Raw genomic sequence first — 25,554 nt, forward strand, 5'->3', positions numbered from 1 at the left:
TTTCTTATCATTGAAAAATATCTCTTTAATTATTGCCAAAATCTCAAAAAGATGTTCTAACCGGTTCCCTGGTCTCCGCAAAAGCCCAAACATATCAGGGGCAGAATTCTCGACTCGGCTTGTCATTTGAAAGTAAATTGCAATTTTAATATTCCATACAAATATACCGATTGGTATATTTGTATGATGAATTTAGGAGAAACCAAGGCAGATCGAACCCGGGCTTTCATTATAGAGAGGGCATCGGAGTTATTTAATAAGAAGGGTTATGCGGGGACTTCGCTGTCTGATGTGATGTCGGTTACAGGCTTGAGCAAGGGCGGTATTTACGGAAATTTTGAAAATAAGGAAGAAGTTGCGCTGGCAGTTTTTGAATATAACTGCCTGCAAGTAAAAAAGATTTTCGATAAAGAAGTTAACAATGCTTTAACATATCACGAACGCCTGATGGCCTATGCAAAAATGTATGGGATCTCTAAAGGTGTTTTAGATAAAGGTGGTTGTCCTATCCTGAATACGGCAGTTGAGGCCGATGATACCAATCCATTGCTGAAAAAGAAAGCGGCTGTTGCCATTCAACAATGGCGGGAGAGACTTGAATTGCTGATTCAGAAAGGTATTTTGGCCGGGGAGTTTAAGAAAGATGCTGCGATAAAGAAAACTGCATTATCTATCATGTCTATTGTGGAAGGAGGACTTATGATCCGTAGAGCAACAGACGATCCTTTTTCGGTAGAGTTCATATTAGACACGGTTGAAAAAATTATCAATCAAATAGAAGTATAAAAAATTTATCTAAAAATATACCGATCGGTCTTTTTTTGTGGGTGTCTACCCGCTTTAAATAGATCATAAGAAACACAATCGAATGAATTACACAATCAAACCTGATTACGAAAAATGTATTAAAAAATATACCGATCGGTCTTTTTTGAATAGTACCCACATACTTTACATGGATCATATTAAATCACAATACAGTATAAAAACAGTAATTAGTTAAAAATCATGAACAACAAAGTTTTAGTAACCGGTGGCACCGGTAATACCGGCGGCCATGCAATCAAAAGGCTTCTTGAATTAAACATTCCTGTAAGGGCACTTGTTCGTAAAATTGATGAGCGTTCAGATGCCCTGAAGGCCATGGGGGTGGAGATTGCAGAGGGCGATCTTTTAGACCTGGATGCTGTAAGCGCGGCGATGAAGGACATCAAAAGTGCATATTTTGTTTATACCATCCGTGAACCGGGGATTATTGATGCTTCTGCATATTTTGCCCAGGCAGCTCTCGAAAATGGGGTGGAAGCAATCGTGAACCTCTCTCAATTCGGTGCACACCGGAATGTAAGAAGTCACGGTGCGCAGAATCATTGGGTAGCAGAGCGTTTATTCGATTATGCACCGGTGCCTGTAACACATCTCCGTCCGACACTTTTTGCCGAGTGGTTCATGTACCAGGCCAGGGCGATTAAATCCGACAGCAAGTTTTATCTTCCATTCGGTGATGCCAAATTTGCACCTATAACAACAGAAGACGTCGGCCTTGCGGTAGCTGCTATTCTTGCTGATCCGGAACCGCATGCGGGAAAAAGCTATGATCTATTCGGCTCTGAAATTTTGAATATGACCGAAATAGCCGAAGTTTTTACAAAAGTTTTGGATAGGAAAGTGACCTACGTTCCCATTGATACAGAAACCTTTATTGGCATTCTTAAAAAATTTACACCCGGACACCCTTATTTCATTCAACATGTTACTGCTCTCGGGCAGGATTTGAAGGACGGACGTGCAGCAGGCATGAACAGCCTTGTAGAAGAGCTTATCGGTCAAAAACCGCTGGCCATGGCAGATTATATCATTAAAAACAAGGCTGCATTTATATAAGCCGGCCAGCAAACTGATCTTTATTCAAAAACCGCATGTGGCCATATTCGTGTAGAGATCAAGCTGGTGTAAATGGAATAATTTAAAGAATTGCCTGCCTGATAAATATGGGCAGGCAATTTTATAACATGGATAAAATTACTTCTGTAAGTAAATAAAAGCATGAAGAATAGAACAATAGTCCGGCTAATGATTTCAGCTTGCTTTTCTATCTAAAAAAACTGAGTCATGTTTTAACTCAGATAACTCAGCCACCGGATGTTGATTCTTCGATTTGTTGTAATGCATGTTGAATACCTTCAGTATGGAGGATGAAAGGGCGAGCAGTAAACTCATCCCAACCAGCACTGTAAATATTTCTGTAGTTGCTAAAATTATACTTTCCTGGTGCGCCTTGCTTTGCAGGATATGGATAGCATAGGCACTGGTATTATCCGGATTGATGCCACGCCTGGATAACACTGTTCGCAGTTTTCCATAGGTCTCCGTAAATGACCATGGCGATGTGGCGATCCTGCTATTGATGCTCTCGTAATATTTAGTTTGGCAAACGAGCAGCCATCTTCTGAAAAAGGCCGCGGTTGTGAAGGAGGCCAAAAAGTACCTTGTGTATACGCTGTAGAATAATCTCGATGGACTATCTTTCGGAGCAATATTCATAGAGGTAAAGTAGGATAGGCTGGTGATTGAGATACCGTATGAAAGGCCACGCAGTAATTGGGCAATAATAAGCTGCTGCTGATCGACATTAGGAGCAGAGATCCTGGAAAGAAACCATGTATAAAAAACATAGAGGAAAAAACCGATGGCCAGCGTCTCCCTCGCCCGTTGGTTTTTATGAAGCCAGTATCCTGTTAAGGGTATGGCAATCAGAAATGAAGGTAATTGCCACAGACCAGAGGCTGCAACTTGTAATGCATCGTTATGAAAATTTTGCATAAGAAAAATGGAAAATACCGCAGCGGAATTATAAACTGTATAAAGCAAAAACATAAAAGAGATGCCCCATCGGATTTGCTTGTATTGCCACAAAACGTTCAGGTTAACGTATGGCTTCGGATGATCCCACCTTCTCCAGATGAACAGGATAGTACTGAGCAGAAAAAGGAAAAAAGACCAGGAAATGCTGCTGTCTGAGAACCAGTCGAGCCGCTCGCCCATTATGCAAAAATAAGCCAGGGTAGAACCTGAGATTACGGCAAAGGCGTAGCCAAGCCAGTCAATCTCCTTCAGCGAAATGGCACTGCCGTCTTTCTCCCTGTGCATCATGAAACCAACAATCATTACACTCAGGAAAAGACCGGGATACCAGCAATAATAAATTTCATACCATTCATGCTGATCGAGCAGTAAGGCTGACATGTAGGTGGATAACTGCGAGAAAACATATGAAATGGGATAATAAATGGCGTAAAGCACTCCCCGGCTTCCCGAAGGGTTAACCCTGCTCATCAATAAGCTAACCGCATCAAGCAGGCAAATCGCCTTCAGTGAGCCGCTTAGAAAACTAAGTGCGGCAACTACAGCAAACGGAGCAGGATGCACAATGACCAGGGCAATAATGGATTGTACAGTGAGGCAAAAAAGCCAGATCCTGCTTCTCTGAAAGTAGCGCTGAAAAAGCCCGACAATCGGGATACAGGTTACCAGCCCTACAGTATTTAGTCCTGCGGCCAATTGAATCAGGTCACGTTCGTCGCCAATCCTTGAGGCAACCGATGTGAGATCCGTTTGTTGCAGCGGGTTGATAACAATTTGCGAAAGTAATAGAATAATGACGCCCGGTGTGCGAACCCATTCCGGTACCGAGGCGTGAAAGGGAGAGTTTAGCATAATTTAATGATAATAGTACCACAACATGATCTGATTTAAACTGATGTCGCTGGTGAAATGAATAATTAGAGGCATCGACCATTCTTTACGGTGGTTTTCTCCCCAAAAAGAGCGGTGAACGCCGTCGCCGTTGTTATAAGACGGATGAACAGAAACAGTTAAGCAATCTTTGAAAGTATATTTTGAATAATTATTAGCAGTATGTTGCTGTTGTGCGCTGATTGTACAGGCATTCCCGGCTATTAGGGGACCTGTTAACAGATATTTAGTCATCTCGTTTATGTCAAGGATTGTAAAACGTTAAGTCCATCGGATTTTGCGAATCCAATCTAAATGCCATTGATTTAAGATGCTTTATATCAGTTATTTGTGTTTTTTGTTTCAAAAAACGGAAGACGATATTTCGATCATCGATCACAGAATTTGCGACTTATCGGGAGTTTGGGGCGTACTTATGGAGTTCGTTTTGAATAAAAGTGATGGGTAATTCGATGAGTTACAGCGTTGAAAACTTTCATCAATCGTTACAAAGGTTCAGGTTCTTTAAAATCAAAATTATTGCCCCTTAGGGAAAACATTAGTACCACCCACTAAAGGAAAGCCTGTTAATAATGAGCAGCTTTTTAACGCCATAATGGAAACTGTAAATGATTGGGGCGAATACCGCATGGTGGTATTGAAGGGGTACCTGCTGTAAAAGCGATGTTTGATGGTTTGGTAAAGCCTTGCTTATGATGCTTTAAACAGCACGAGGTCGGCCAGATTTGCTTCTTCTATAGAGGAGCTTGCTTAATCCTTCCGACCCCTTTGTTGTAAGAATAACGCCTTGATTGCATCCTTATTGCGCGTAAAAAAATATAGTTAGGAAACGGCATTTTGATACATCATACCTTATATTTTTGGCTTGCATACCACTAAAAAGCCAATAATATGACACCGGAAAGCAAACTCAGGCCAATAAAAAAAGCACTCAGATATGTACTTGGTTTTCAGGAAACCGACAGGTCAAAGTTTACTACTGCGGGAGGCAAGGGCGCTAATCTGGGTGAACTATCCGGAATTGAGGGGATACAAGTGCCCGACGGTTTTTGCGTTATAACTGAAGCCTATAAAAAGATAACCGAAAATAACCGGGAGTTTAACAGCTTGCTGGAAGAGTTAAAGCGTTTTACAGCCGACGACAGGGGGGCTATCACCGGGATCAGTACAAAAATTCGGATGGTTATCGAAGGGATAGTTATTCCTGAGGATCTAATAGAAGAGATTGCCGGCTATCTCACAAAATTTCATGAAAAAGATGCTTTTGCAGTGCGCTCAAGTGCTACGGCGGAAGACCTGCCTACTGCATCTTTTGCAGGCCAGCAGGACACATATTTGAATATTATCGGAACAGACTCCATCTTAAAGCATATCAGCCACTGCTGGGCATCGTTGTTTACTGACAGGGCGGTAATTTATAGGATTCAAAACGGCTTCGATCATCGTAAAGTTCAGCTGGCTGTGGTGATTCAGCAAATGGTATTTCCGCAGGCGGCAGGGGTTTTATTTACTGCCGATCCCATTACAGGTAACAGAAAAACGTTATCTATTGATGCCGGTTTCGGGCTTGGTGAGGCTATGGTATCCGGCCTGGTGAATGCTGATAATTACAAAGTATGTGAGGGCAGGATCATAGATAAAAAGATCTCTACCAAGAAACTGGCTGTTTATGCTTTAAAAGATGGGGGTACTAAGGAACAGGAGATTGAAGCTGAACTTCAGGATAAGCAGGCGCTTACCGATGAGCAGATTTTACGGCTTGAGCATATCGGAAGAAAGATCGAAGAACATTTCGGCAGTCCGCAGGATATTGAATGGTGTTTGGCTGATGGTACGTTTTATATTGTACAAAGCAGGCCGGTCACTACCCTATACCCGGTTCCTGAAACTAATATTGAGGGAAACCGCGTGTATTTATCCGTTGGTCATCAACAAATGATGACCGATGCCATGAAGCCATTGGGATTATCCTTATGGCAGTTAACGGCTGCCCGCCCCATGTATAAAGCCGGCGGAAGGCTGTTTGTTGATGTTACTGATAATCTTGCTTCTCCCGCAGGCAAGATAGCCTTGTTAAATGCCATGGGAGAACATGATCTGCTCATAAAAGATGCACTTACCACCCTCATAGAGCGGGGAGATTTCATAAAATCGTTATCAGGTGATGAGCAGGGAACTGGTAAAGGCGCTCAGGTTTTGCCATCTTCGGCTCCCCCTGCGCAAATCGGGGCCGACCCGGCAATCGTTACTGATTTGATTGAGCTGAATCAAACATCGATTGAAACGTTAAAACAAAATATCCAGAATAAATCAGGAGCCGATCTGTTTGATTTTATCCTGGAAAATCTGCAGGAATTAAGAAAGACCTTATTTACTCCGCAAAACATGGCCGCAATTATGGCCGTCGTAAATGCTTCATCATGGATCAATGAAAAAATGAAGGAGTGGTTAGTCGAAAAAAACGCGGCAGATGCACTTTCTCAATCGGTACCAAACAATTTTACTTCGGAGATGGGGCTTGAGTTATTGGACGTTGCCGATGTGTTCCGTCCCTACCCGGCATTAATTGATTATTTGCAGCATACAAAGGATGATAACTTTTTGGATGGACTGCTTAAGTTTGACGGCGGACAGGAAGCCCGGGAGGCTATCTGTATTTATTTAAATAAGTACGGCATGCGGTGTGCAGGTGAGATAGATATTACCAAAGCCCGCTGGAGTGAAAAATCAGGTACGCTTATCCCCATGATCCTCAATAATATAAAAAACTTTGAGCCCGGTGCAGGTACCCGGAAATTTGAGCAGGGGCTGCAGGAAGCCATGAAAAAAGAACAGGAATTATTGGACAGATTAAAGCAATTACCGGATGGGGAACAAAAAGCTGAAGAAACAAAACGAATGATCGGCCAACTCCGGAATTTCGCAGGTTATCGGGAATATCCAAAATACAGTATAGTTAGCCGCCTTTGGGTTTATAAGCAGGCCTTACTGAAAGAAGCAGAGAAGCTTGTACAGGCCGGCCTTATCCATGAAAAGGAAGAGATCTATTATTTGAATTTTGAAGAACTCCGGGAAGCGGTCCGCACCGGTAAATTGGATGACCGGCTCATCGGTAAACGAAAAGAAGAACACAGGCTCCATGAAAAACTAAACCCGCCGCGGGTTATCACCTCCGACGGTGAAATTATTGCAGGTAAATACAAACGTGAAAATCTCCCGGCCGGTGCTATTATAGGTCTGCCTGTCTCGGCCGGGGTTATAGAAGGAAGGGCACGGGTGATCCTGGATATGGAAGATGCTGACCTGGAAGAAGGAGATATATTGGTCACCGTATTTACCGACCCAAGCTGGACACCCTTATTTGTATCCATAAAAGGCCTGGTTACCGAGGTTGGCGGGCTCATGACCCATGGTGCAGTTATAGCGCGTGAATATGGTTTGCCTGCAGTTGTAGGAGTGGAGCATGCTACCCGGCTGATTAAAGACGGGCAGCGGATCCGGGTAAATGGGACGGATGGATATGTAGAAATACTATAAACTGAGTAATTCTTCAAAACCTTTGGGTGCTAAAAGGTGTTAACAACCAGACTGTTCTACCTGGAATGTCTCAAAATACACTATGAAATTATTCAAATGCACCTGCTGCGGTCAACTGCTATATTTTGAAAACAATATCTGCGAAAATTGTAAGCACCCATTGGGTTTTATTCCTGAAAATCTAAGTTTAGTTACCCTGAACCAGGGCGAAAATTTTACTTACACTTTGTACGGCAATGAAAAGCGCCCGCTGTTAGGCAAGCTGTTTAATAAGGGCGTTAATCCATCGTTTAAATATTGCAAAAACTATGAGTTTGGCGTTTGCAACTGGCTGCTCCCGGCCGATAGCTCTAAAATTTATTGCCGTGCCTGCGAGCATAACCACATGGTTCCGGATTTAACAGATCCTGAGCATGTAAGGCAATGGGGGCTCATTGAGGGCGCAAAACACCGGTTGCTTTACAGCCTGATGCAAATGAAATTACCCTTGTTAAGCAAATTGGATGATTTGGAGAAAGGCTTAAGCTTTGATTTTTTAACAGATGTAAACGTAGCTCAAAAGGTTTTAACCGGGCACGAAAACGGCCTCATCACCCTGAATATTAATGAGGCCGATGATGACAAGCGCGAGTTATTACGTAAAGAAATGAACGAACCTTACCGTACCCTGCTGGGCCATTTCAGGCATGAGGTTGGTCATTATTATTGGGACAGGCTGATTGACAACAGCGCTTTTATTGACGAATATCGGCAAATATTTGGCGATGAACGTGAGGATTACGGACAGGCCCTGCAGCGCCATTATAATGAGGGTGCCCCGGGCGACTGGAATTTGAATTTTATTAGCGAATACGCAACTTCGCACTCATGGGAAGATTGGGCCGAAACCTGGGCACATTACCTGCATATTATGGATACGCTTGAAACAGCTGATGATTTTGGGATAAGCGTGGCGCCCCGTATTGCTACTAAAAGTGATCATGCAAACGCTGTGATAAAAACCAATCCTTATGAGCAGCAAAATTTTCAGCAACTGCTTAATATGTGGCTGCCTTTAACCTTTGCTATGAATAGCATGAACCGGAGCATGGGTAATCATGATCTGTACCCATTTGTAATTCCGCCTAAAGTGATTGAGAAATTAAGCTTTATACATAAGGTTTGCTATCAGTCAAAAGTGAATTGATTAGCATTTGGCTTTATCCGGGAGTTGGAAGCATTTCTTCTTCCGGATAAGGCTGTATGCTGTGCTATTGCTGTTCTACCCGGCTTACGTCAACGTTTACGTACATCCGCTGCCCGGCACCGCTGTAAACAATTCCTTTAAGCGGTACAACATCGGCAAAATCACGACCAATGGCCGTGCGGATATGCCTGTCGTTAACCAGCAGGTTATTGGTAGCATCAAACTCTGTCCAGCCAATATCGGGAATGTACAGCGCTATCCAGGCATGTGAAGCATCCGAGCCAAATAGCTTGGGTTTACCCGGCGGCGGCAGTGTTTCAATATAGCCGCTTACATACCGGGCTGCTAAACCTATCGAACGCAAACAAGCCAGCGAAAAATGTGCGAAATCCTGGCAAACGCCTTTTTTGTGCAAAAACACTTCTTCAAGCCTGGTGCTGATATCTGTAAAGCCGGGCGTAAAGTCAAAATCATTAAATATGCGTTGGTTTAAATCAAGCATGGCTTCCATTATCGGCCTGCCGGGTGTAAATGATTTTAATGCATATTCCTGAACGCCTGGAATAAATATCACATGGTTTGATTCAAGGTAAAACTGCCTGATGTTATTATCGGTGCCGGTGCTTTGCAGCCAGCTTACCACGTTTTCCCAGGGCATGGTGTTTTTGGGGACGGCGTTTATCCATACCGGCTCGGTAATTTCAACTTCGCTCTTTATTTCAACACTCAGTTTTTTATGAAATTCTTCTATCGAAAAATAGATAAACTTGTTGTTAAAAAAATCCTCGCGCGTTACCAAAAAACGGGGCTCCGGATGAATTTGGTAGTCGATTTTTTCAACCTGCTGAAAATTATGGTTAACAGGCACCTGGTAAACCAGGTTATGGCACAATGAGGCCGGCAACTGGTACTCATACCGTGTAATGTGGGTTACCTGGAATTTCATTGGCCTTGGTGTTTTTTTAATTGCCTGTTAAAAACAAACATCGTTATATCTGTAGTTTTCATAACTCGGGCAGGTTATTGGTAGTTTTTATAAAACTGTACTGGCTTTGGGTTGGGCTAAAAAAGCTTTCAAATATCAGGGTTGATGCCTGGCTTAATATGCTTACCAAATGATGTAAAAAGTTGCTGAGCTCTTTTTTGTGAAAATCATTAGCCCTGCCGGGTGCTACCATTTTATTTACATCACAAAGCCTGATCATGGTTAAGGCCTCCAATAGCTTTTTTTGCGCCGGGCTCAGGCTGCCATCCTTATGGCTATCGGGCAAATGCGCCAGGTGTTCATCAATTTTGGCAACTAAAAAAGCAACCGATTTTGGGTTATCCTCATTAACCAGCAGCAAATTAAGTACGCCGGGCAATTGCAGCGTTGAACGATACAGGTAACGATAGGTTACCAAACTTTCGTTGCACATTAATACCAGTTCGAGCAATTGTTTTTCAACATCGGGTGGTACATTGCTGGCTAAGGCTGCCTGTAAAATGGTGCAGGTATTAAGCGACGACTCTAAAAACCGACCTATGTTAAGTAACCGCCAGCTGGATGCCCTGGTCATGTTATCATTATTGAGACCGATAAAAGCCATCAATTTGATAATGAACTGATCAAGGTTATGATAGATCTTGCGCAGATCGTCGGCATTTTCCTTCATGAGTTCAAACTCTTCAGAAATGCTGTCGAGGATCCGCCAAGTGTCGAGGCTCAAACGGTCGCGAACGGCATAGCCATTGGTTAAAAACGATTGCAGGGATTGTGCCAGCGTGCCGGGCCTGCCGGTTTCAACAGCCAGGGAAAGCAGCTCTTTTTCGGGCTGCCTTAATTTGTTTTGATCCAGCGCGGCAAAACCGGGCAGGGTACCTGTTAATGCACTTAAGCTTTTGAGCAGTATTACCAGTGTTTGGTCAGTCTCGGGATGAACTTCATCATCACGCTCATTGTAAATTTTAAGTACAATACGCATCATACGTACATTGCTCACAGCCCTGTCAAGGTAGCGCCCTAACCAAAACAGGCTTTCGCCGGTACGGCTTGGCAAAATGTTTTTAACCTGCCTTAATATGGGCTGGTTTACCGCGGGTTTGGCTGCACTTTGAGGCGATGGGCCAAGCACCCAGGTATCTTTACTAATACCGCCCGATTGGTTTGAGATAATAAACTCGCCCTTGGTTGGGAAACTGCGGGATAAGCCGCCGGGCATAACATGATAAACCTGCTTTTCCATGTCAGCCACAATGTAGCTCCTGAAAATAGCGTTGCAGGCCTCCAGGCTATTGTCAATTAATGATGGGGTAGTACTAAAACTCACCACCTCCTGGGCCACATATAAATGCGGCCTGGTGTTTATTTCTTTTCTGAGGTCGTTAATCTGTTTGCTGCTTAATTCACTGCCTATATAAGGCGGGTTTTCATTGCTTCGGTAAATGGAGCGGATGATGAGGAAGGGCAGGTTATCAAGCACGTATTTTTTTTCCTTTTCGTGCCCGCACCACCAGGTGGCTACCGATGGTAAAATTAACTCTTCATTTAGCAAATGCTTGCTAAGGCGGGGCAAAAAGGCCATCAGGCCGGGGTTTTCCAGTATGCGGCAGCCTAAGGGGTTAATAATGGTTACTTTCTTTTGCCTTACAGCTTCCATCAGCCCCACAACTCCTAAATGCGAATCGCCCAGAAATTCAAGCGGGTCGCAAAAGATATCATCAACACGGCGTACAATAACATCTACCTTTTCCAGCCCCCGCAGGGTTTTTAACCATACGTAGCCATCACTCACGGTTAAATCCTGTCCAAATACAAGCGTAAAACCTAATGAGGATGCGAGGTAAGCGTGCTCAAAATAAGTTTCGTTTGCTGTACCTGGTGATAAAAGTACCACACGCGGGTTTTCTTTATTTTGTAACGAGAGCTTTGTAAGTGTGTTTTTTAGCGTTTGATAATAGGAAGATATTTTACGCACCTGGTTATCACGGATAAGATCAGGAAATACCCTTGTCATGGCAGCCCGGTTTTCCAGTGTATAACCTGCCCCCGAAGGTGCATCGGTACGGTCATGCAATACCCATATTTTGCCAAGGGGGCTTCGCACCAGGTCGGCAGAATATTGGAGCAGTTGAAATTTACCAGGGATTTTTACTTTATCGGCCTGCCTCAAAAAACCTTTATGCGAATACACCAGTTCAAAAGGGATAAATCCCTCCTTAATAAGTTTGCGTTCGCCATAAATGTCTGATAAAATAAGGTTTAGCAGTTCGGCGCGTTGCACCAGCCCCCGTTCAATGCTTTCCCATTCCTGCTGGTTAAAAACCATGGGTACAGGGTCAAGTTTCCAGGGGCGGTTTATACCGTCCGGATCGCTGTAAACGTTATAGGTAACCCCATTATCGCGTAGCTCCTGGCTAATTTCCCTGCTCCGCTGCTCCATTTTTTCAATACCCAACTCATCATAAGCATGGGCAAGCTTTTTCCAATGTTCACGCACTGCACCATCGGGTGCGGCAAGCTCATCAAAAAAAGGTTTGGCAGTGTTACGCCCCTGTTCCAGGTAAGTCTCAATCATTTTCCAAATCTCTTATTTTTCCGTTATAAATTTTTGGCATTTTTATATCGCCTCAAATCCATGGTGTACGGATACTCAGGACTAACCACCTCATTAGTGATGGTGTACTGCGGCAGTATGTTCATTTTGGTAACAAACCTGCCGCCTGTTGTTTGCCCGCTAACGGCCGGTTCAACCAGGTTAACCGAGTGCCCAAAATCAAAAAAGCGGGAAATAATACGCGATTCGGCCTCATAACTGTTTACCGGGAAGGTATCATAACTGCGCCCGCCCGGGTGCGAAACATGGTACTGACAGGCAGCTATTGATTTTTGGGTCCAGGTATCAAAAAGGTCAAACACTAATGGCGTATCAGTACCGATGGTTGGATGCAGTGCTGATGGTGGCTGCCAGGCCCTGTAACGCACACCGGCAATATATTCGCCCTGTACACCGGTGCTTTTTAATGGGATTTTTAACCCGTTGCACAAAAAGCTATAGCGCGAATCTGTAAGCCCTGTTATTTTAACCTGGATCCGCTCAAGCGATGAATCAACAAAGCGGGCAGTGCCGGTGCTTGACATTTCCTCGCCAAGTACGTGCCATGGCTCAATAGCCATTTTTATTTCGATATTGATATCATCAACCTGCAGCTCACCCAAAAATGGGAAACGGAAGCTGAAGAAGGGCTCAAACCATGAAATATCAAAACCATAGCCGGCATCGCGCAGGCTGTTTACAACCTCGGTCATATCCTTAAAGCAGTAATGGGGCAGTAAAAAACGGTCATGCAATTCGGTACCCCAGCGTACCAGTTTGTGGTTATACGGTGTTTTCCAAAACCAGGCCAGCAGGGTACGGATAAGCAGGAACTGTACCATACTCATGCGGTAATGCGGCGGCATATCAAAGCCCCTGAATTCCAGGATGCCCAAACGGCCGCTTGATGAATCGGGCGAATAAAGTTTATCGATACAAAACTCGCTGCGGTGTGTGTTACCTGTTATATCTGTTAAAAAATGACGGAAAACACGATCCACCAGCCAAAAAGGCATTTCGTTTTCGTTAAGATCGGGGATCTGTTGAAAAGCTATTTCCAGCTCATAAAGCGTTTCTACCCTGCCTTCGTCAACACGGGGCGCCTGGCTGGTAGGGCCGATGAATTGTGTAGAGAACAGGTACGATAAACAGGGGTGATGCTGCCAGAAGGTAATGAAACTGCGCAAAATATCGGGGCGACGCAATAGCGGGCTATCGGCCGGAATTTGGCCACCCAGTGTTACGTGGTTTCCACCGCCTGTACCGGTATGCCTTCCATCAATGTTGAATTTTTCGGTAGCAAGGCGGGATTCGGCCGCTTTTTTATAAAGGATATCGTAATTTGTTGCCAGTTCGCGCCAGCTTGATGCCGGGTGAATGTTAACCTCAATAACCCCCGGATCGGGCGTGATCATCATTTTGGTAATGCGGTTATCGGCAGGCGGATCATAGCCCTCAATCAGTACCGGCATTTTTAGTTTTTCGGCAGTACGTTCAACGGCATTAACCAGGTATAAATAATGTTCAAAATAGCTTGTAGGCGGGAAAAAGATAAACAGCTTGCCCTGCCTTACCTCAACCACCAGTGCTGTTTTAAAAATGGTGTTGCTGTTATTAAACTTAACGCCGGTTCCGGGAATCAGGTCTGCTCCTTCGGGCAGCGCGTCTACATCAGCAAACAAACTTCTTTCGGGTAATATTTCCTGTTCTTCCGGGTCAAAATATTGTACCGAATCTAAAGGTAAACGTAAGCCTACCGGTGAGTTACCCGGAACAAGGAATAAGTTTTGCCTGCGGAACGACCATTTACAGCTTTGCCAGTTGTTTTGATCCAGATCCCACTTAATAGGTACCACGTAGCCCACAGGTTCGTTAAGACCGGTGTTTAATAGCTCCGCTAATTTTTGCCTTTCCAAAGGAGATTTCAGATCCACTTTAAGCGGATCGACATTGATGGGGGTTTTACTTTCTTCCCATAAAAAATAAAATGGGTCTTCATAAGTAGCAGTAATGTTTTTAGTGTCGATATGGAGTTCGGCGGTAAGCTTTTGCATAAAGCTTTTGGCATCCTTTGCGGTAAGGCCGTAATCTTTTGACAGATCGGCCATCAGTGTATCATTATTCCATAAAGGCACATGATCTTTACGCCAGTAGCAGGCCAGTTTCCAGCGGGGCAGGGGCTCGCCGGGGTACCATTTACCCTGGCCGTATTGCATCAAAGCCCCCTCGCCATATTCATTTTTAAGTTTGTGGAACAGGATGTTTGACAGGCGGCGTTTATGTTCGCCATCGGCGGCCGAGTTCCATTCAGGAGCTTCATTATTATCAACCGATACAAACGTAGGCTCGCCGCCCATGGTAAGGCGCACATTGTTGGCAGCAAATTCTTCGTCAACCTTATCGCCAAGGGCCATAATATCATCCCATTGCTCATCTGAAAATGGTTTTGTTACCCGTGGTTTTTCCTCAATACGGGTAATGGTATTTTCAAAATGAAATTCAGTTTCGCAAGGCTCAGCCATGCCGCTGATAGGGGCAGCGCTCTGCGGGTCGGGTGTACAAGCCAGCGGGATATGCCCTTCCCCCGCAAATAAGCCCGAAGTAGGGTCAAGGCCAATCCATCCGGCGCCGGGCAGGTATACCTCGGTCCAGGCATGCAGGTCGGTAAAATCCTGTTCGGGGCCTGATGGGCCATCTATTGATTTTATATCAGGCTTTAATTGTACAAGGTAGCCGGAGGCAAAGCGTGCTGCCAGGCCAAAATGCCTCAGCAACTGTACAAACAACCAGGCGGTATCCCGGCACGAGCCTGATTTTAGCTCCAGCGTTTCTTCGCATGATTGAATGCCTGGTTCCATCCTGATATTATAAGAAATCTCCAGGTAAAGCATCCGGTTAAGGGTTACTAAAAAGTCTTGCGTAACTGTGTTTTTTTTGAGTAGTTCGGCGGCTTTTTCCGTAAGCTCCATTAACAGCGGCCCTTTTTCTGTAATTTCAAGATAGGGTATAAGGTTCTTTTTTAACGACTCTTCATATTCAAAAGGGTAATGATTTGCGTATTCCTCCACAAAAAAATCGAAGGGGTTGATCACAACCATGTCGGCAATCACTTCAACATCAATCACAAACTCATTCACTTTTTCCGGGAAAACGATACGGGCCAGGTAATTGCCAAAGGGGTCCTGCTGCCAGTTTATAAAGTGCTTTTCGGGAAGGATTTTAAGCGAGTAGCCCTTTATCATAGTGCGCGAATGTGCTGCGGGCCTTAAACGGATAACTTGCGGCGAAAGCGTAATGTGCCGGTCGTATTTATAGCTTGTAAAATGGCGAATTGCTACTTTTATTGACATAAATAGTGGTTTGTGTTATAAACATACCCTATTTGTGGTAAAAAGCGCAATGAAACAAGTTGTTTTTTGTGGATTTTTTAAACAAATGATAAAAAATGCCAAAATTGCATTTATGATTTTCTTTTTTGCAGGAAAAATATGAAATTCTTAATGGTAAAACTTCGGAAGGATGGGGGGATTGGTTGAAATAGTTTGATTGTGTTAAGGAAATATATTCTTTTTGTAAAATAAAGTGCTTAAAACTCCATTGTATTACAGTGTCGGCCATAATTAAAATCGCCTGGTTTCCGTATTTCCGATCCTAAATATCGGTTCATTTCACACTTTCTGTACAAAATTGATTTTAAGCCGCATACTCTATTTGGGAATAATTATCTTTAATATTCCAAAACCTATGATCATGTTCAATGTTAAAGCTGCCGTTGGTAAATTCGAGTCTGTATTTGAAACTGCTTTGCTGGCCGAACTGGAAGCAAATTCCATGCTGATGACTGTAAAAAGCGGCGACACCATGCTTAACCCCGGGCAAACTATCCGTGCTGTGCCGTTGTTACTGAGCGGCACTTTTAAAGTAAGCCGTGTGAATGATGAAGGCCAGGAAATACTGCTATACTATGTAAAGGAAGGCGAAAGCTGCGCCATGACGTTTACCTGCTGTATGATGTCGCATTTCAGCGTGATCAGGGGTACTGCAGAAGAAGACAGCGAACTGCTTTGTGTGCCGATGGATGTGATGGACGGATGGATGACAAAATACCCCACCTGGAAGCGTTTTGTAATGCAAACCATACTGAACCGCTTTACTGAAATCCTCAAAAGTATTGATGATATAGCCTTTAAAAAGCTGGATGATCGCCTGGTTAATTACCTTAAAGAAAAGGCAAAAGCCACCGGTTCATCGCTCATCAATCTAACCCATCAGCAAATCGGTGATGATTTNTCGGTGATGATTTGGGCACAAGCCGGGTTGTTGTATCGCGCTTGCTGAAAAAACTGGAAATTGATAATAAATTATTACTGTACTATAACCAGATTAAATTGCTGAGCGAATTGTAACTTTTGTTACAGAGCTTTGTATCTTTTGTTACAAAATATGCCCTGTTGTGTGTTGCATCTTTGTTGTATCAAAAGCAACAGATCATGAAAACTCAAGCACTTCAAACACCTGTAAGTTTTAATGTAAAATCATTAACCGGAAATAAGATTTGTAATAGCGCTTGCATGCGCATGCTGATAAAACTCTTCCGTTTTATTGATTCTGTGAACCTTGCTACCTGTAAAGCTGATCAATTTATTTTTTAACCATTCAAACCATAAACATCATGAGTATCAGATTAAACGACACCGCTCCCGATTTTCAGGCAGAAACAACTGAAGGCACCATCAATTTTCACAATTGGATAGGCGATGGTTGGGCAATCCTTTTTTCGCACCCTAAAGATTTTACGCCTGTTTGCACTACCGAGCTGGGCTACATGGCTAAACTTGCCCCCGAATTTCAACAGCGTAATTGTAAAGTAATTGGTTTAAGCGTTGACCCGGTGGCCCGTCATGCCGAATGGGCAAAAGACATCCAGGAAACACAAGGGTACGCGGTAAACTATCCGATGATAGGCGACCCTGACCTGGCTATTGCAAAGTTATATGATATGCTGCCGGCTGATGAGCCGGGAACTTCTGAAGGCCGTACCGCTGCTACCAACCAAACCGTGCGCTCGGTATTTATTGTTGGCCCCGACAAAAAAATTAAATTAATGCTGACTTATCCAATGGCCACCGGCCGCAATTTTGACGAGATACTGCGTGTGCTGGATTCATTGCAGTTAACTGCCGGCTACAAAGTGGCTACGCCGGTAAACTGGAAAAACGGAGAAGATGTGATCATCGTTCCGGCAGTATCTGACGAGGAAGCAAAAGAAAAATTCCCCAACGGCTGGAAAACCGTTAAGCCTTACCTGCGCATAGTGGCACAGCCGGGCGAAACCATTATGAATTGATTTTGCTGGTATAATAATACATTTCTTAATTAGGCGCACATTCTAACAGAATATGCGCCTAATTTTATATCGTTGTACAGTGCAGCAGCCTAATTTAACGACCTATATTCAATAGGTGAATAACCAACGCGCTGTTTAAATAAGCGGGTAAAATGCTGTGGATATTTAAAGCCCAATCCATAAGCAATTTCACTCAATGACTTACTGGTATCAAATATTTTTTCCTTGGCAACATCTATTACTTTCGATTGGATATACTCCTGGGCAGATTTACCGGTTTCTTTTTTGATCAGATCGCCAAAGTAATTGGCCGACAGGTTTAACTGATCGGCACAATAGCCAACCGAAGGTAAGCCTATGGTAAGCGGTTTATCTGAATTCCAATAACCATCAAGCAAATTTTCAAATCGCTCCAAAACACCCTTGTGCACAAGGTCGCGGGTAATGAATTGGCGGTCGTAAAACCGTACGCAATAGTTCAGGAACAACTCAATATTGCTTACAATTAGGGTTTTGCTGTGCTTGTCGATAGCATGTTCAAGTTCGTACCTGATCTTTTCAAAGCAATCGATAATGATCTTTCGTTCACTTTCGGATAAGTGCAGCGCTTCATGTACATCGTACGAAAAAAATGTATAATCCTGGATATGACGACCCATTGAGGTACCTCTGATCAGGTCGGGATGAAAAACCAGTGCAATGCCTTTGGGCTGATAATATTCACCATTGTTTTCTTCGCCGACCACTTGTCCCGGACCAATAAAAACCAATGTGCCTTCTTCGTAATCATAATAATTGCAGCCATACTTCAGATCGCCGCATTTAATCTCCTTTAAAAATACCGTATAAAAACCGTAATTGACCCGTCGGTTCAACCGTTTGTCGGCTTTTGACATATCAACAATGTTCACCAGCGGATGCCGCGTTTCATTATTATTGAGCGAATTGAACTGACCTATGGTGTCTACCCGGATGATACTTCCCATTGCTGTTTCCTTTAACTATATCAAAGTTAATTGTTCTGCTAAGGTTTACCTTATGTTATTACCTCAATCAGTGATATTGGTAAGTAATACAGTAATAGGTATAACAGTTGCTTAAAAAATACGCCTCACCTTTGTGCTGTTAAATCAATAAGGATCTGTTTAAACCATTAAATATATGAAAACAAGAAAATTAGGGAACAGCGGCCCCGAAGTATCTGAACTGGGCTTAGGCTGCATGGGTTTAAGTTTTGGCTATGGCCCTGCAACCGATTTAAAAGATGCTACCAAACTGCTTCATGCCGCAGTTGAAAAGGGTGTTACTTTTTTTGACACTGCCGAAGCTTATGGCCCTTTTACAAATGAAGAGCTTTTAGGTGATGCGCTTGCGCCTTACCGCGGTAAACTTGTTATTGCTACTAAATTTGGATTTAAAGAAGGCAAACCTGGCGATGGAATGGACAGCCGTCCGGAACGGATCCGGGAGGTTGCAGAAGCATCCCTGAAAAGATTAAAAACCGACCATATCGACCTATTTTACCAACACCGGGTTGATCCTAATGTACCGATAGAAGATGTAGCCGGAACCGTTAAAGATTTGATACAGGAGGGTAAAGTAAAGCACTTCGGTATGTCGGAAGCAGGAGTGCAGTCTATCCGTAAGGCGCATGCCGTTCAGCCTGTGGCTGCTTTGCAAAGCGAGTATTCCTTATGGTGGCGCGAACCTGAGCTGGAGATCATACCAACGCTTGAGGAACTGGGTATCGGCTTTGTACCTTTTAGTCCGCTGGGAAAAGGATTCCTTACCGGTGCCATCAATGAGAGCACTTCGTTTGATAAAACAGATTTCCGCAATATAGTGCCGCGTTTTGCCCCCGATGCAAGGGCCGCTAACCAGGCAATGGTTAACCTGCTTACAAGGATAGCCAATGACAAACAAGCTACCCCGGCACAAATAGCACTGGCCTGGCTACTGGCACAGAAGCCATGGATAGTGCCTATCCCCGGAACCACCAAATTACATCGTTTGGAAGAGAACCTTGGTGCTGTAGCTATAGCATTAACTGCTGATGATTTGAGCCAGATCGAAGAAGCAGCTTCTCAAATTAAGATAGAAGGTGCACGTTACCCGGAACATTTGCAAAAAAGGGTAGGGAAATAATTAATAAATATGAATTGAATAACCGGTATACAAATATTGTAAAGCCCGCACGCTGTGATATACAATTTAATACCATTGTTTTATATTCCTTGTTTGTTTAAAAGCATACCTATAAATTGGATTCATAATCTAAATATCAGTCACTTTTACATTGCTACTATTTGATTTTGTGCCGATTTAATATTGCCCCGGGTTATATTAATGTGTCTGTATTATTTTGCCGCTTTCCTGAACTGATATAACGGATTTAAATGATTTTGATTAAAAACTAAAAAATTTAACCGATTATGATCGAAGAAAGTTCTTACATGAAATCGAAAATTTATGATTTAATGAACCTGATGATTAACGATGAAAGCGGATTGTTTGAAGTGGGGAATTTGGACGGTTACATTGACAAGCTTATTGAAAAAGCATGTATCATAACTATTATGGCACAGGAAGCCTTACATGGTTTTTTGGCCTATTACGCCAATGATTATGAAAATAAAGTTGGGTTTATTTCAATGTTGATAATTGATCCATCGACAAAACGGATGGGGTACGGCCGAAGGCTTGTTGAATTTGCTTTGAAAGATTTAACGATGAAAGGGTTTAAAAAATGCCGCACTGAAGTAAATGCCGACAATACCAAAGCTGTAAACATTTGTAAAAGGTTAGGCTTTACCTATATGGGTAAAAACGATATATATATGGTATTTGAAAAGCAACTGTAAGTGTCTGTATTCGGCCTTTTAATTTTTATGAAAATTGGTGGTCATGAAGTACCTTAGTACCTAATTGGTTCGTAATTGGCCACAAGCCAATATATGATATTGACCGACATTAAAATCGCGAATATGCAACATAAAGCTGTCTCTATCAGGCCGTTCATCGGTGCTAAGGATTTTGAAATATCACGAAGTTTTTATCGTGACCTTGGTTTTGAAGAAGTTGTATTGAATGCTGATATGTCGGTGTTTAAAACGGGACAGCTTGCGTTTTACCTGCAAAACGGTTACGTTAAAGATTGGGTAGATAATACCATGATTTTTTTAGAAGTTGACGACGTTGCCCGTTACTGGAATGAGTTGCTGGCTTTAGACTTGCCTTCAAAATATAAAGGCGTTAAATTAACCCCTATCCGGGTAGAACATTGGGGGAGGGAGTGCTTTTTGCATGACCCCTCCGGCATCCTGTGGCATTTTGGTGAGTTTTTTGATAAACCTTAATTCTTTTTAATTGCCGACAGATCAAGAACGATAGCATTTTCCTGTGGTTTTAGCCTGAACACTGTTCCGTTTCCGGGTTCAGTGAAAGTACCTTTGGTGGCTTTGAAAACGTAAGATGTTCCCTCAAACCGGCAATTGATCTGCTTGTCCCGGATAGCTTCAAAAGGCAGTTTTACTCCTGCTGCTGTGGTCATGTCAAAATACCAGTTATCAACCTGTGTGCCCATTAACTTCATTGATAATTGTTTTTCGTTCAGGTCAATTTCAAAAGTGCCCTTTATTGATGTTAGCGGCCAGGAAATGTGCAGGCTGCCCGGTGTGGGATGGGTATAAACCGGATCTTTTCCGGCCAGTAAAACTTCATTGCCATTAATCACAGCTTTAAGCCTTAGCCCGGCAATCTGATCGGGTTTGCTCCAGATATAGCCATCTATTACCGGTAAAGTAAAAAAGGTACATTCGTTTGATGTAGCAACCTGTTTGGTATAAACCGATGGGAAGCTTTCATCAAAAAGGTGAAGATCACGAATGCGGAGATTACCGTTCTCCCATAACAGGTTAATGCGATAAAAGCGGCTGTTAAACCATACTGTTTTCAAATTACTTTCGCCAAGGTCGTGACTTACGGTAAAGGATGTGGCAGGGGTTACTTTATATTGTTTTTTGAACCAGCGGCCCGAAGTTTCCATGGTTTCCACCCTGATCTTGTGCTCATCTCTTAAACGGGCTATCAGCGGCATCTGGATCTCAAAACCTTTAGCCATGGCATCCCAGGTAAATGAATTTTCCTGGCCGGCTTGTGTGTAATTAAAGCCAAGTGCCTTATCATCAGTAAATGACTTGAAAAACCAATTAACCCAATCGGCATCGCCGCCGCCAAATTTGTAAACGGGCTCCAATGTTACAACGCCCTGGCGTGTTGTGCCAAGTCCGTTATCGTACTGGCGTATCGGGTCGCTGCCCAGCATCCGGAAAATAGGTACAGGGATCTGGTTGGCTGCGTTTTGAGCAGGCATATACGAGTTGATTTTGCTGGGATAGTAAGCCTGGTTCCAGTATCCGCCCCATAAAGTATAGCCGTCTGTTCCGTACTGATCTTTGCAATTGGCCGATGCCACGATATGGTATTTTTGATACATATACTCCAAACTGTAGCTATCAATAAACCAGGATGCAACCGATTTTGGATAGTAACCAAAAATCCTTTTAAAATCGGCCATGTAAACATCTATCAGCTTTTCGCGCTCTTTAGGCGTGTAACCGGTAGAGAAGCCAATGTTTGCACGCCAGTCCCAGGGGTAACGGCCGCGCCATTTAAGGCCTGCTTTTTCAACCTGTGGCTGGGGGATTTCCCACCAGGCCCCAATCTCAAATGAATCGTGCGGTAAAGCTTTTAATAATTTCTGATACCGTGGATCGATCAGCGCATCGTACTGGAGCAGGAAAGTGCCGCCGAGCTTGTATTTTTTCATGATCTCTACCTGCTTTACTACGGTTTGGTACAATACATCCTCCGTAATGGCCGGGTCGCGCGGTTCAAGCAGTCGGATGAAATTAACGATATTAACTATCCTCGGCGTTGAAGGCTCTTTAACAGGGATGGTTTGGCTGTAGGAAAGAAGGGAAAATGAACTTAATATATAGATGCTAAGAACAGCGATGTTGGTGAACCTTGAAGGACTGCTTGTGTTTTTCATGGAAACAGGTGATGTAAATTAAAGAGGAGCTATAAAATGATCCTGCTTTGATCTTAATTAAAGCTTACAACGGTAAGCTAAACTATTTATAACAAAAAACTCAACTGTCCTTATCTGTCTTACCTGCCCGGTTTTTCAAAATGGTTGCCATATGGGTAAATGCCCATTGGGATAAGCCCCTGATGTGGGGCAATAAAGTTTCACCCAGTTCAGTTAACTGATATTCTACACGTGGCGGAACTTCTGCGTATACACTGCGGCTAACAATACCGTCGGCTTCTAATGACCGAAGTGTAGCTGTGAGCATTTTTTGTGAGATATCCGGTATTGACTTTTGCAATTCATTAAAGCGCATTATTCCGTTATTACCCAGGTTAATCATCACCAAAACAGACCATTTATCACCAAAGCGATCAAGCACATTGCGCACCGGGCAGTTTGCAATATCAAGGTCATCTCTTATAATTATTTTTTCGTTATCCATCTCATTATCAGCGTTAGTTTCATTGGGGTTAGTTAGCAACTCCGGCGTACCGTTATTGTTATAGCGTCATGATCAGGTTACATTAGTACCCTTTAGTAAGTAACAATACTAAAGTTACTAATGTATTATTATCAAACAATTAAACAGTAAAAAGAAATGAAAATTTTGTTGATCGGTGCCAGTGGTAATATTGGCCAAAGAATTTTAAAGGAAGCGTTAGGTAAGGGATATGATGTAACCGCTGCGCAGCGTACCCCAAACGCCATTACCTTACAACATCCTAACCTTTCAGTTATTAAGGCCGACTTATTAGATTCAGCAGGATTACCTGCTTTATTAAAAGGATTTGATGTGGTTATTTCGTCGATTTCGCCGGTAACTCCGGAGCAATTTAAGAAAGCAAATGAGAACCTGATTACAGCGTTAGAGCAGCAAGCCGGAACAAGGGTGATTATTGTAGGAGGTGCAGGCAGTACAGAGATTTCGCCCGGGTTAAGATTGATGGATAGCCCGGTTATGGATCAGTTACCGAAAGAATGGGCGCCTGTAATTTTTATCCATGCAGAAGTGCTTGATCTGTATAAGAACTCCAGCCTTGACTGGAGTTATTTTAGCCCTCCCAAATTCATAGAACCCGGCGAACGCACTGGTAAATACAGGCTGGGAAGCACAAACATGATCTTTGATGCCAATGGTGAAAGCAAAATCTCAAATGAAGATTATGCCCTTGCACTGATTGATGAGCTTGAAAAAAAGCAGCAAATCCGTAAGCAATTCAGCATAGGCTACTAATTTAACCGGGAAAGGAATAGCTTTAACCGGCTATTTCCTTTTCTCTATTCCCGCTATTAGCCGCCAATAATCCACGTGTGTGCTAACACAATCTGTGTTAGTGGTCTTCTTACCCGTTTCAATCTCAAATTTATCCTGTCACCTCATCGTAATAATTTATACAATAATTTCAAACAAATGTTTTAATCAAACGATTGATTAATTTTGTGCCATTATTTAAGACACAAAAATTTATCAAATGGCCGAGTCAGGATTTAAAAAGTGGATAATTACCATTACGGTAGTTATAGCTTCACTGTTAGAATTAATAGATACCACCATAGTTAACGTTTCCATCCCCCAGATACAAGGCAACCTGGGGGCCACCATAACCGATGCCGCCTGGGTAGTAACGGGTTATAGTGTAGCAAACGTGATCATTTTGCCCATGTCGGGCTGGCTGAGTAGTTTTTTCGGGCGTAAAAATTACTTTTTAACCTCCATCATTATATTTACCATCGCGTCTTTTTTATGTGGAAACGCTCATAGCCTTGGCGAACTGGTTAGTTTCAGGATATTGCAAGGTTTAGCAGGCGGTGGTTTACTGTCAACAGCGCAGGCTATTTTGATTGAAACATGGCCTGCCGAACAATTAGGTACGGCTACAGCCTTGTTTGGATTAGGTGCAGTTGTTGGCCCAACCATAGGGCCAACTATTGGCGGTTATATAACAGATCATGCTGCCTGGCGCTGGATCTTTTACGTAAACATACCGGTAGGAATTTTGGCGGCAGTATGTACTGTGATATATGTGAGGGTAACAGCCGCTGATGGCAGGGATAAACCCATTGATTGGTGGGGAATTGTCCTGCTGGCCATTACCGTTGGCAGCTTACAAACCATATTGGAAAAAGGGGAGGACGAAGACTGGTTTGCCACCACTTATATCATCGTACTTACAGTAAGCGCAGTTATTGGATTGTTGCTTTTCCTATGGCGGGAATTAAGTACCGATCACCCCATTATTAATTTCAAGATCATGCGGCACCGGAGTTTCTCGGCAGGGATGGTTACCTCGTTTATGCTGGGTGTGGGCTTGTACGGGTCGCAGTTTGTTTTTCCGGTATTTTGTCAAAACCTGCTGGGCTTTTCGGCACAGCAAACCGGCGAAATCCTGTTGCCGGGCGGTATGTTTACCATTATGATGATGCCTTTTGTGGGGATCATGCTTAATAAAGGTTTGCCGGCCCAAATTATGGCCGTAATTGGTATGATATTGTTCTTTGTGTTTTCATGGTTCCTGAGCGGCTCAACGCTGGTATCGGGTACCGGCGATTTCTTTTGGCCTTTAGCCATAAGAGGGGTGGGCTTAGCACTTCTTTTTGTACCGCTTACAACAATTGCTATCGGTGGTTTAAAGGGGAAGGAGATAGGGCAGGGCACAGGTCTCAACAATATGATGCGCCAGCTGGGAGGCTCGTTTGGTATAGCGGGTTTAAATACGCTGATCCATATCCGTGTGGCAACGCACCGCAATAACCTGCTAAGCAATATTAATCCGTATAATACCTATTTCACCGAAAGATATAATGCCTTGTTACATGGGTTTATGACCAAGGGGAAATCATTTTTTGATGCTTCAAAAATGGCTTATGCCGCTATTGATGGTACGGTTAATAAGCAAAGTACACTGCTAAGCTATAATGACGCATACATTGTGGTTGGCTGGGTGATGCTGGCCGCTATCCCGCTGATATTTTTAGCGCCGATTGTAAAAGGACAAAAGGCCGTAGCCGATACGCATTAAGCCATTTGGATGATATATGTTTTTGAATGACTAAATTT

19 protein-coding genes are annotated in these 25,554 nt (G+C 43.2%); 11 read left to right on the top strand and 8 right to left on the bottom strand.

Features of this window, described 5'->3' with window-relative positions:
- Window positions 1-183: 183 nt before the first annotated feature.
- Together ACFFGT_RS17325 and ACFFGT_RS17330 are read left to right on the top strand one after the other, a co-directional pair.
- The gene (locus ACFFGT_RS17325) at window positions 184-786 is read left to right on the top strand and encodes a TetR/AcrR family transcriptional regulator (RefSeq protein WP_377023791.1); all 603 of its coding nucleotides are present in this window, start codon (window positions 184-186) and stop codon (window positions 784-786) included.
- A gap of 222 nt (window positions 787-1,008) precedes the next feature.
- The gene (locus ACFFGT_RS17330; RefSeq protein ID WP_377023792.1) at window positions 1,009-1,884 is read left to right on the top strand and encodes an NmrA family NAD(P)-binding protein; all 876 of its coding nucleotides are present in this window, start codon (window positions 1,009-1,011) and stop codon (window positions 1,882-1,884) included.
- Window positions 1,885-2,079: 195 nt separating this feature from the next.
- Here ACFFGT_RS17330 and ACFFGT_RS17335 read toward each other — a convergent pair whose 3' ends face one another.
- Both ACFFGT_RS17335 and ACFFGT_RS17340 read right to left on the bottom strand, forming a co-directional pair.
- A complete protein-coding gene (locus ACFFGT_RS17335; protein ID WP_377023793.1) occupies window positions 2,080-3,717 on the bottom strand; it encodes an MFS transporter in 1,638 nt (545 codons plus the stop codon).
- Window positions 3,718-3,720: 3 nt separating this feature from the next.
- Window positions 3,721-3,990, bottom strand: coding sequence for a hypothetical protein (locus ACFFGT_RS17340; protein ID WP_377023794.1), 270 nt, complete (start codon window positions 3,988-3,990; stop codon window positions 3,721-3,723).
- 657 nt (window positions 3,991-4,647) lie between these two features.
- Here ACFFGT_RS17340 and ppsA point away from each other — a divergent pair.
- Window positions 4,648-7,293: a phosphoenolpyruvate synthase gene (gene ppsA, locus ACFFGT_RS17345; RefSeq protein WP_377023795.1), complete on the top strand. Its 2,646-nt coding sequence runs from the start codon at window positions 4,648-4,650 to the stop codon at window positions 7,291-7,293.
- 82 nt (window positions 7,294-7,375) lie between these two features.
- On the top strand, window positions 7,376-8,479 hold the full coding sequence (locus ACFFGT_RS17350) for a zinc-binding metallopeptidase family protein (protein WP_377023796.1): 1,104 nt from the start codon (window positions 7,376-7,378) through the stop codon (window positions 8,477-8,479).
- Window positions 8,480-8,543: 64 nt separating this feature from the next.
- On the opposite strand, the gene ACFFGT_RS17355 is transcribed toward ACFFGT_RS17350, so the two are convergent.
- The 3 genes from ACFFGT_RS17355 to ACFFGT_RS17365 are packed head-to-tail and all read right to left on the bottom strand — an operon-like array spanning window position 8,544 to window position 15,404.
- A complete protein-coding gene (locus tag ACFFGT_RS17355; RefSeq protein ID WP_377023797.1) occupies window positions 8,544-9,425 on the bottom strand; it encodes a transglutaminase family protein in 882 nt (293 codons plus the stop codon).
- A 58-nt stretch (window positions 9,426-9,483) separates the two neighbouring features.
- Window positions 9,484-12,036 (bottom strand): circularly permuted type 2 ATP-grasp protein, encoded by a 2,553-nt coding sequence (locus tag ACFFGT_RS17360; RefSeq protein ID WP_377023798.1) that lies wholly within the window; start codon window positions 12,034-12,036, stop codon window positions 9,484-9,486.
- A gap of 23 nt (window positions 12,037-12,059) precedes the next feature.
- The gene (locus tag ACFFGT_RS17365) at window positions 12,060-15,404 is read right to left on the bottom strand and encodes a transglutaminase family protein (RefSeq protein WP_377023799.1); all 3,345 of its coding nucleotides are present in this window, start codon (window positions 15,402-15,404) and stop codon (window positions 12,060-12,062) included.
- Between the two features lie 511 nt (window positions 15,405-15,915).
- On the opposite strand from ACFFGT_RS17365, the gene ACFFGT_RS17370 reads away from it, so the two are divergent.
- Window positions 15,916-16,392, top strand: a complete 477-nt coding sequence (locus ACFFGT_RS17370) for a Crp/Fnr family transcriptional regulator (protein WP_446686300.1) — start codon at window positions 15,916-15,918, stop codon at window positions 16,390-16,392.
- A gap of 334 nt (window positions 16,393-16,726) precedes the next feature.
- Window positions 16,727-17,401 carry a peroxiredoxin gene (locus tag ACFFGT_RS17375; protein ID WP_377023801.1) on the top strand — a complete coding sequence of 225 codons (675 nt, stop codon included), beginning with the start codon at window positions 16,727-16,729 and terminating at the stop codon, window positions 17,399-17,401.
- An 89-nt stretch (window positions 17,402-17,490) separates the two neighbouring features.
- On the opposite strand, the gene ACFFGT_RS17380 is transcribed toward ACFFGT_RS17375, so the two are convergent.
- Window positions 17,491-18,387: a helix-turn-helix domain-containing protein gene (locus ACFFGT_RS17380; RefSeq protein WP_377023802.1), complete on the bottom strand. Its 897-nt coding sequence runs from the start codon at window positions 18,385-18,387 to the stop codon at window positions 17,491-17,493.
- Between the two features lie 175 nt (window positions 18,388-18,562).
- Between ACFFGT_RS17380 and ACFFGT_RS17385 the strand changes: the two genes are divergently transcribed.
- From ACFFGT_RS17385 to ACFFGT_RS17395, 3 genes are all read left to right on the top strand, one after another.
- Window positions 18,563-19,546: an aldo/keto reductase gene (locus ACFFGT_RS17385; protein WP_377023803.1), complete on the top strand. Its 984-nt coding sequence runs from the start codon at window positions 18,563-18,565 to the stop codon at window positions 19,544-19,546.
- A gap of 287 nt (window positions 19,547-19,833) precedes the next feature.
- Entirely contained in the window at window positions 19,834-20,262 is a 429-nt protein-coding gene (locus tag ACFFGT_RS17390; RefSeq protein WP_377023804.1) for a GNAT family N-acetyltransferase, read from the top strand.
- Between the two features lie 123 nt (window positions 20,263-20,385).
- A complete protein-coding gene (locus ACFFGT_RS17395) occupies window positions 20,386-20,757 on the top strand; it encodes a VOC family protein (RefSeq protein ID WP_377023805.1) in 372 nt (123 codons plus the stop codon).
- Here the strand turns inward: ACFFGT_RS17395 and ACFFGT_RS17400 are convergent.
- Both ACFFGT_RS17400 and ACFFGT_RS17405 read right to left on the bottom strand, forming a co-directional pair.
- Window positions 20,754-22,454 (bottom strand): DUF3863 domain-containing protein, encoded by a 1,701-nt coding sequence (locus ACFFGT_RS17400; protein WP_377023806.1) that lies wholly within the window; start codon window positions 22,452-22,454, stop codon window positions 20,754-20,756. The genes ACFFGT_RS17395 and ACFFGT_RS17400 overlap by 4 nt on opposite strands.
- Window positions 22,455-22,554: 100 nt before the next feature.
- Window positions 22,555-22,938 (bottom strand): winged helix-turn-helix transcriptional regulator, encoded by a 384-nt coding sequence (locus ACFFGT_RS17405; RefSeq protein WP_377023807.1) that lies wholly within the window; start codon window positions 22,936-22,938, stop codon window positions 22,555-22,557.
- Window positions 22,939-23,094: 156 nt separating this feature from the next.
- On the opposite strand from ACFFGT_RS17405, the gene ACFFGT_RS17410 reads away from it, so the two are divergent.
- Together ACFFGT_RS17410 and ACFFGT_RS17415 are read left to right on the top strand one after the other, a co-directional pair.
- The gene (locus ACFFGT_RS17410; protein WP_377023808.1) at window positions 23,095-23,730 is read left to right on the top strand and encodes an NAD(P)-dependent oxidoreductase; all 636 of its coding nucleotides are present in this window, start codon (window positions 23,095-23,097) and stop codon (window positions 23,728-23,730) included.
- 238 nt (window positions 23,731-23,968) lie between these two features.
- Window positions 23,969-25,516 carry a DHA2 family efflux MFS transporter permease subunit gene (locus ACFFGT_RS17415; protein ID WP_377023809.1) on the top strand — a complete coding sequence of 516 codons (1,548 nt, stop codon included), beginning with the start codon at window positions 23,969-23,971 and terminating at the stop codon, window positions 25,514-25,516.
- Window positions 25,517-25,554: the final 38 nt, after the last annotated feature.

This window comes from Mucilaginibacter angelicae, from assembly GCF_042434235.1.
In the GTDB taxonomy this organism is placed as follows: domain Bacteria; phylum Bacteroidota; class Bacteroidia; order Sphingobacteriales; family Sphingobacteriaceae; genus Mucilaginibacter; species Mucilaginibacter angelicae.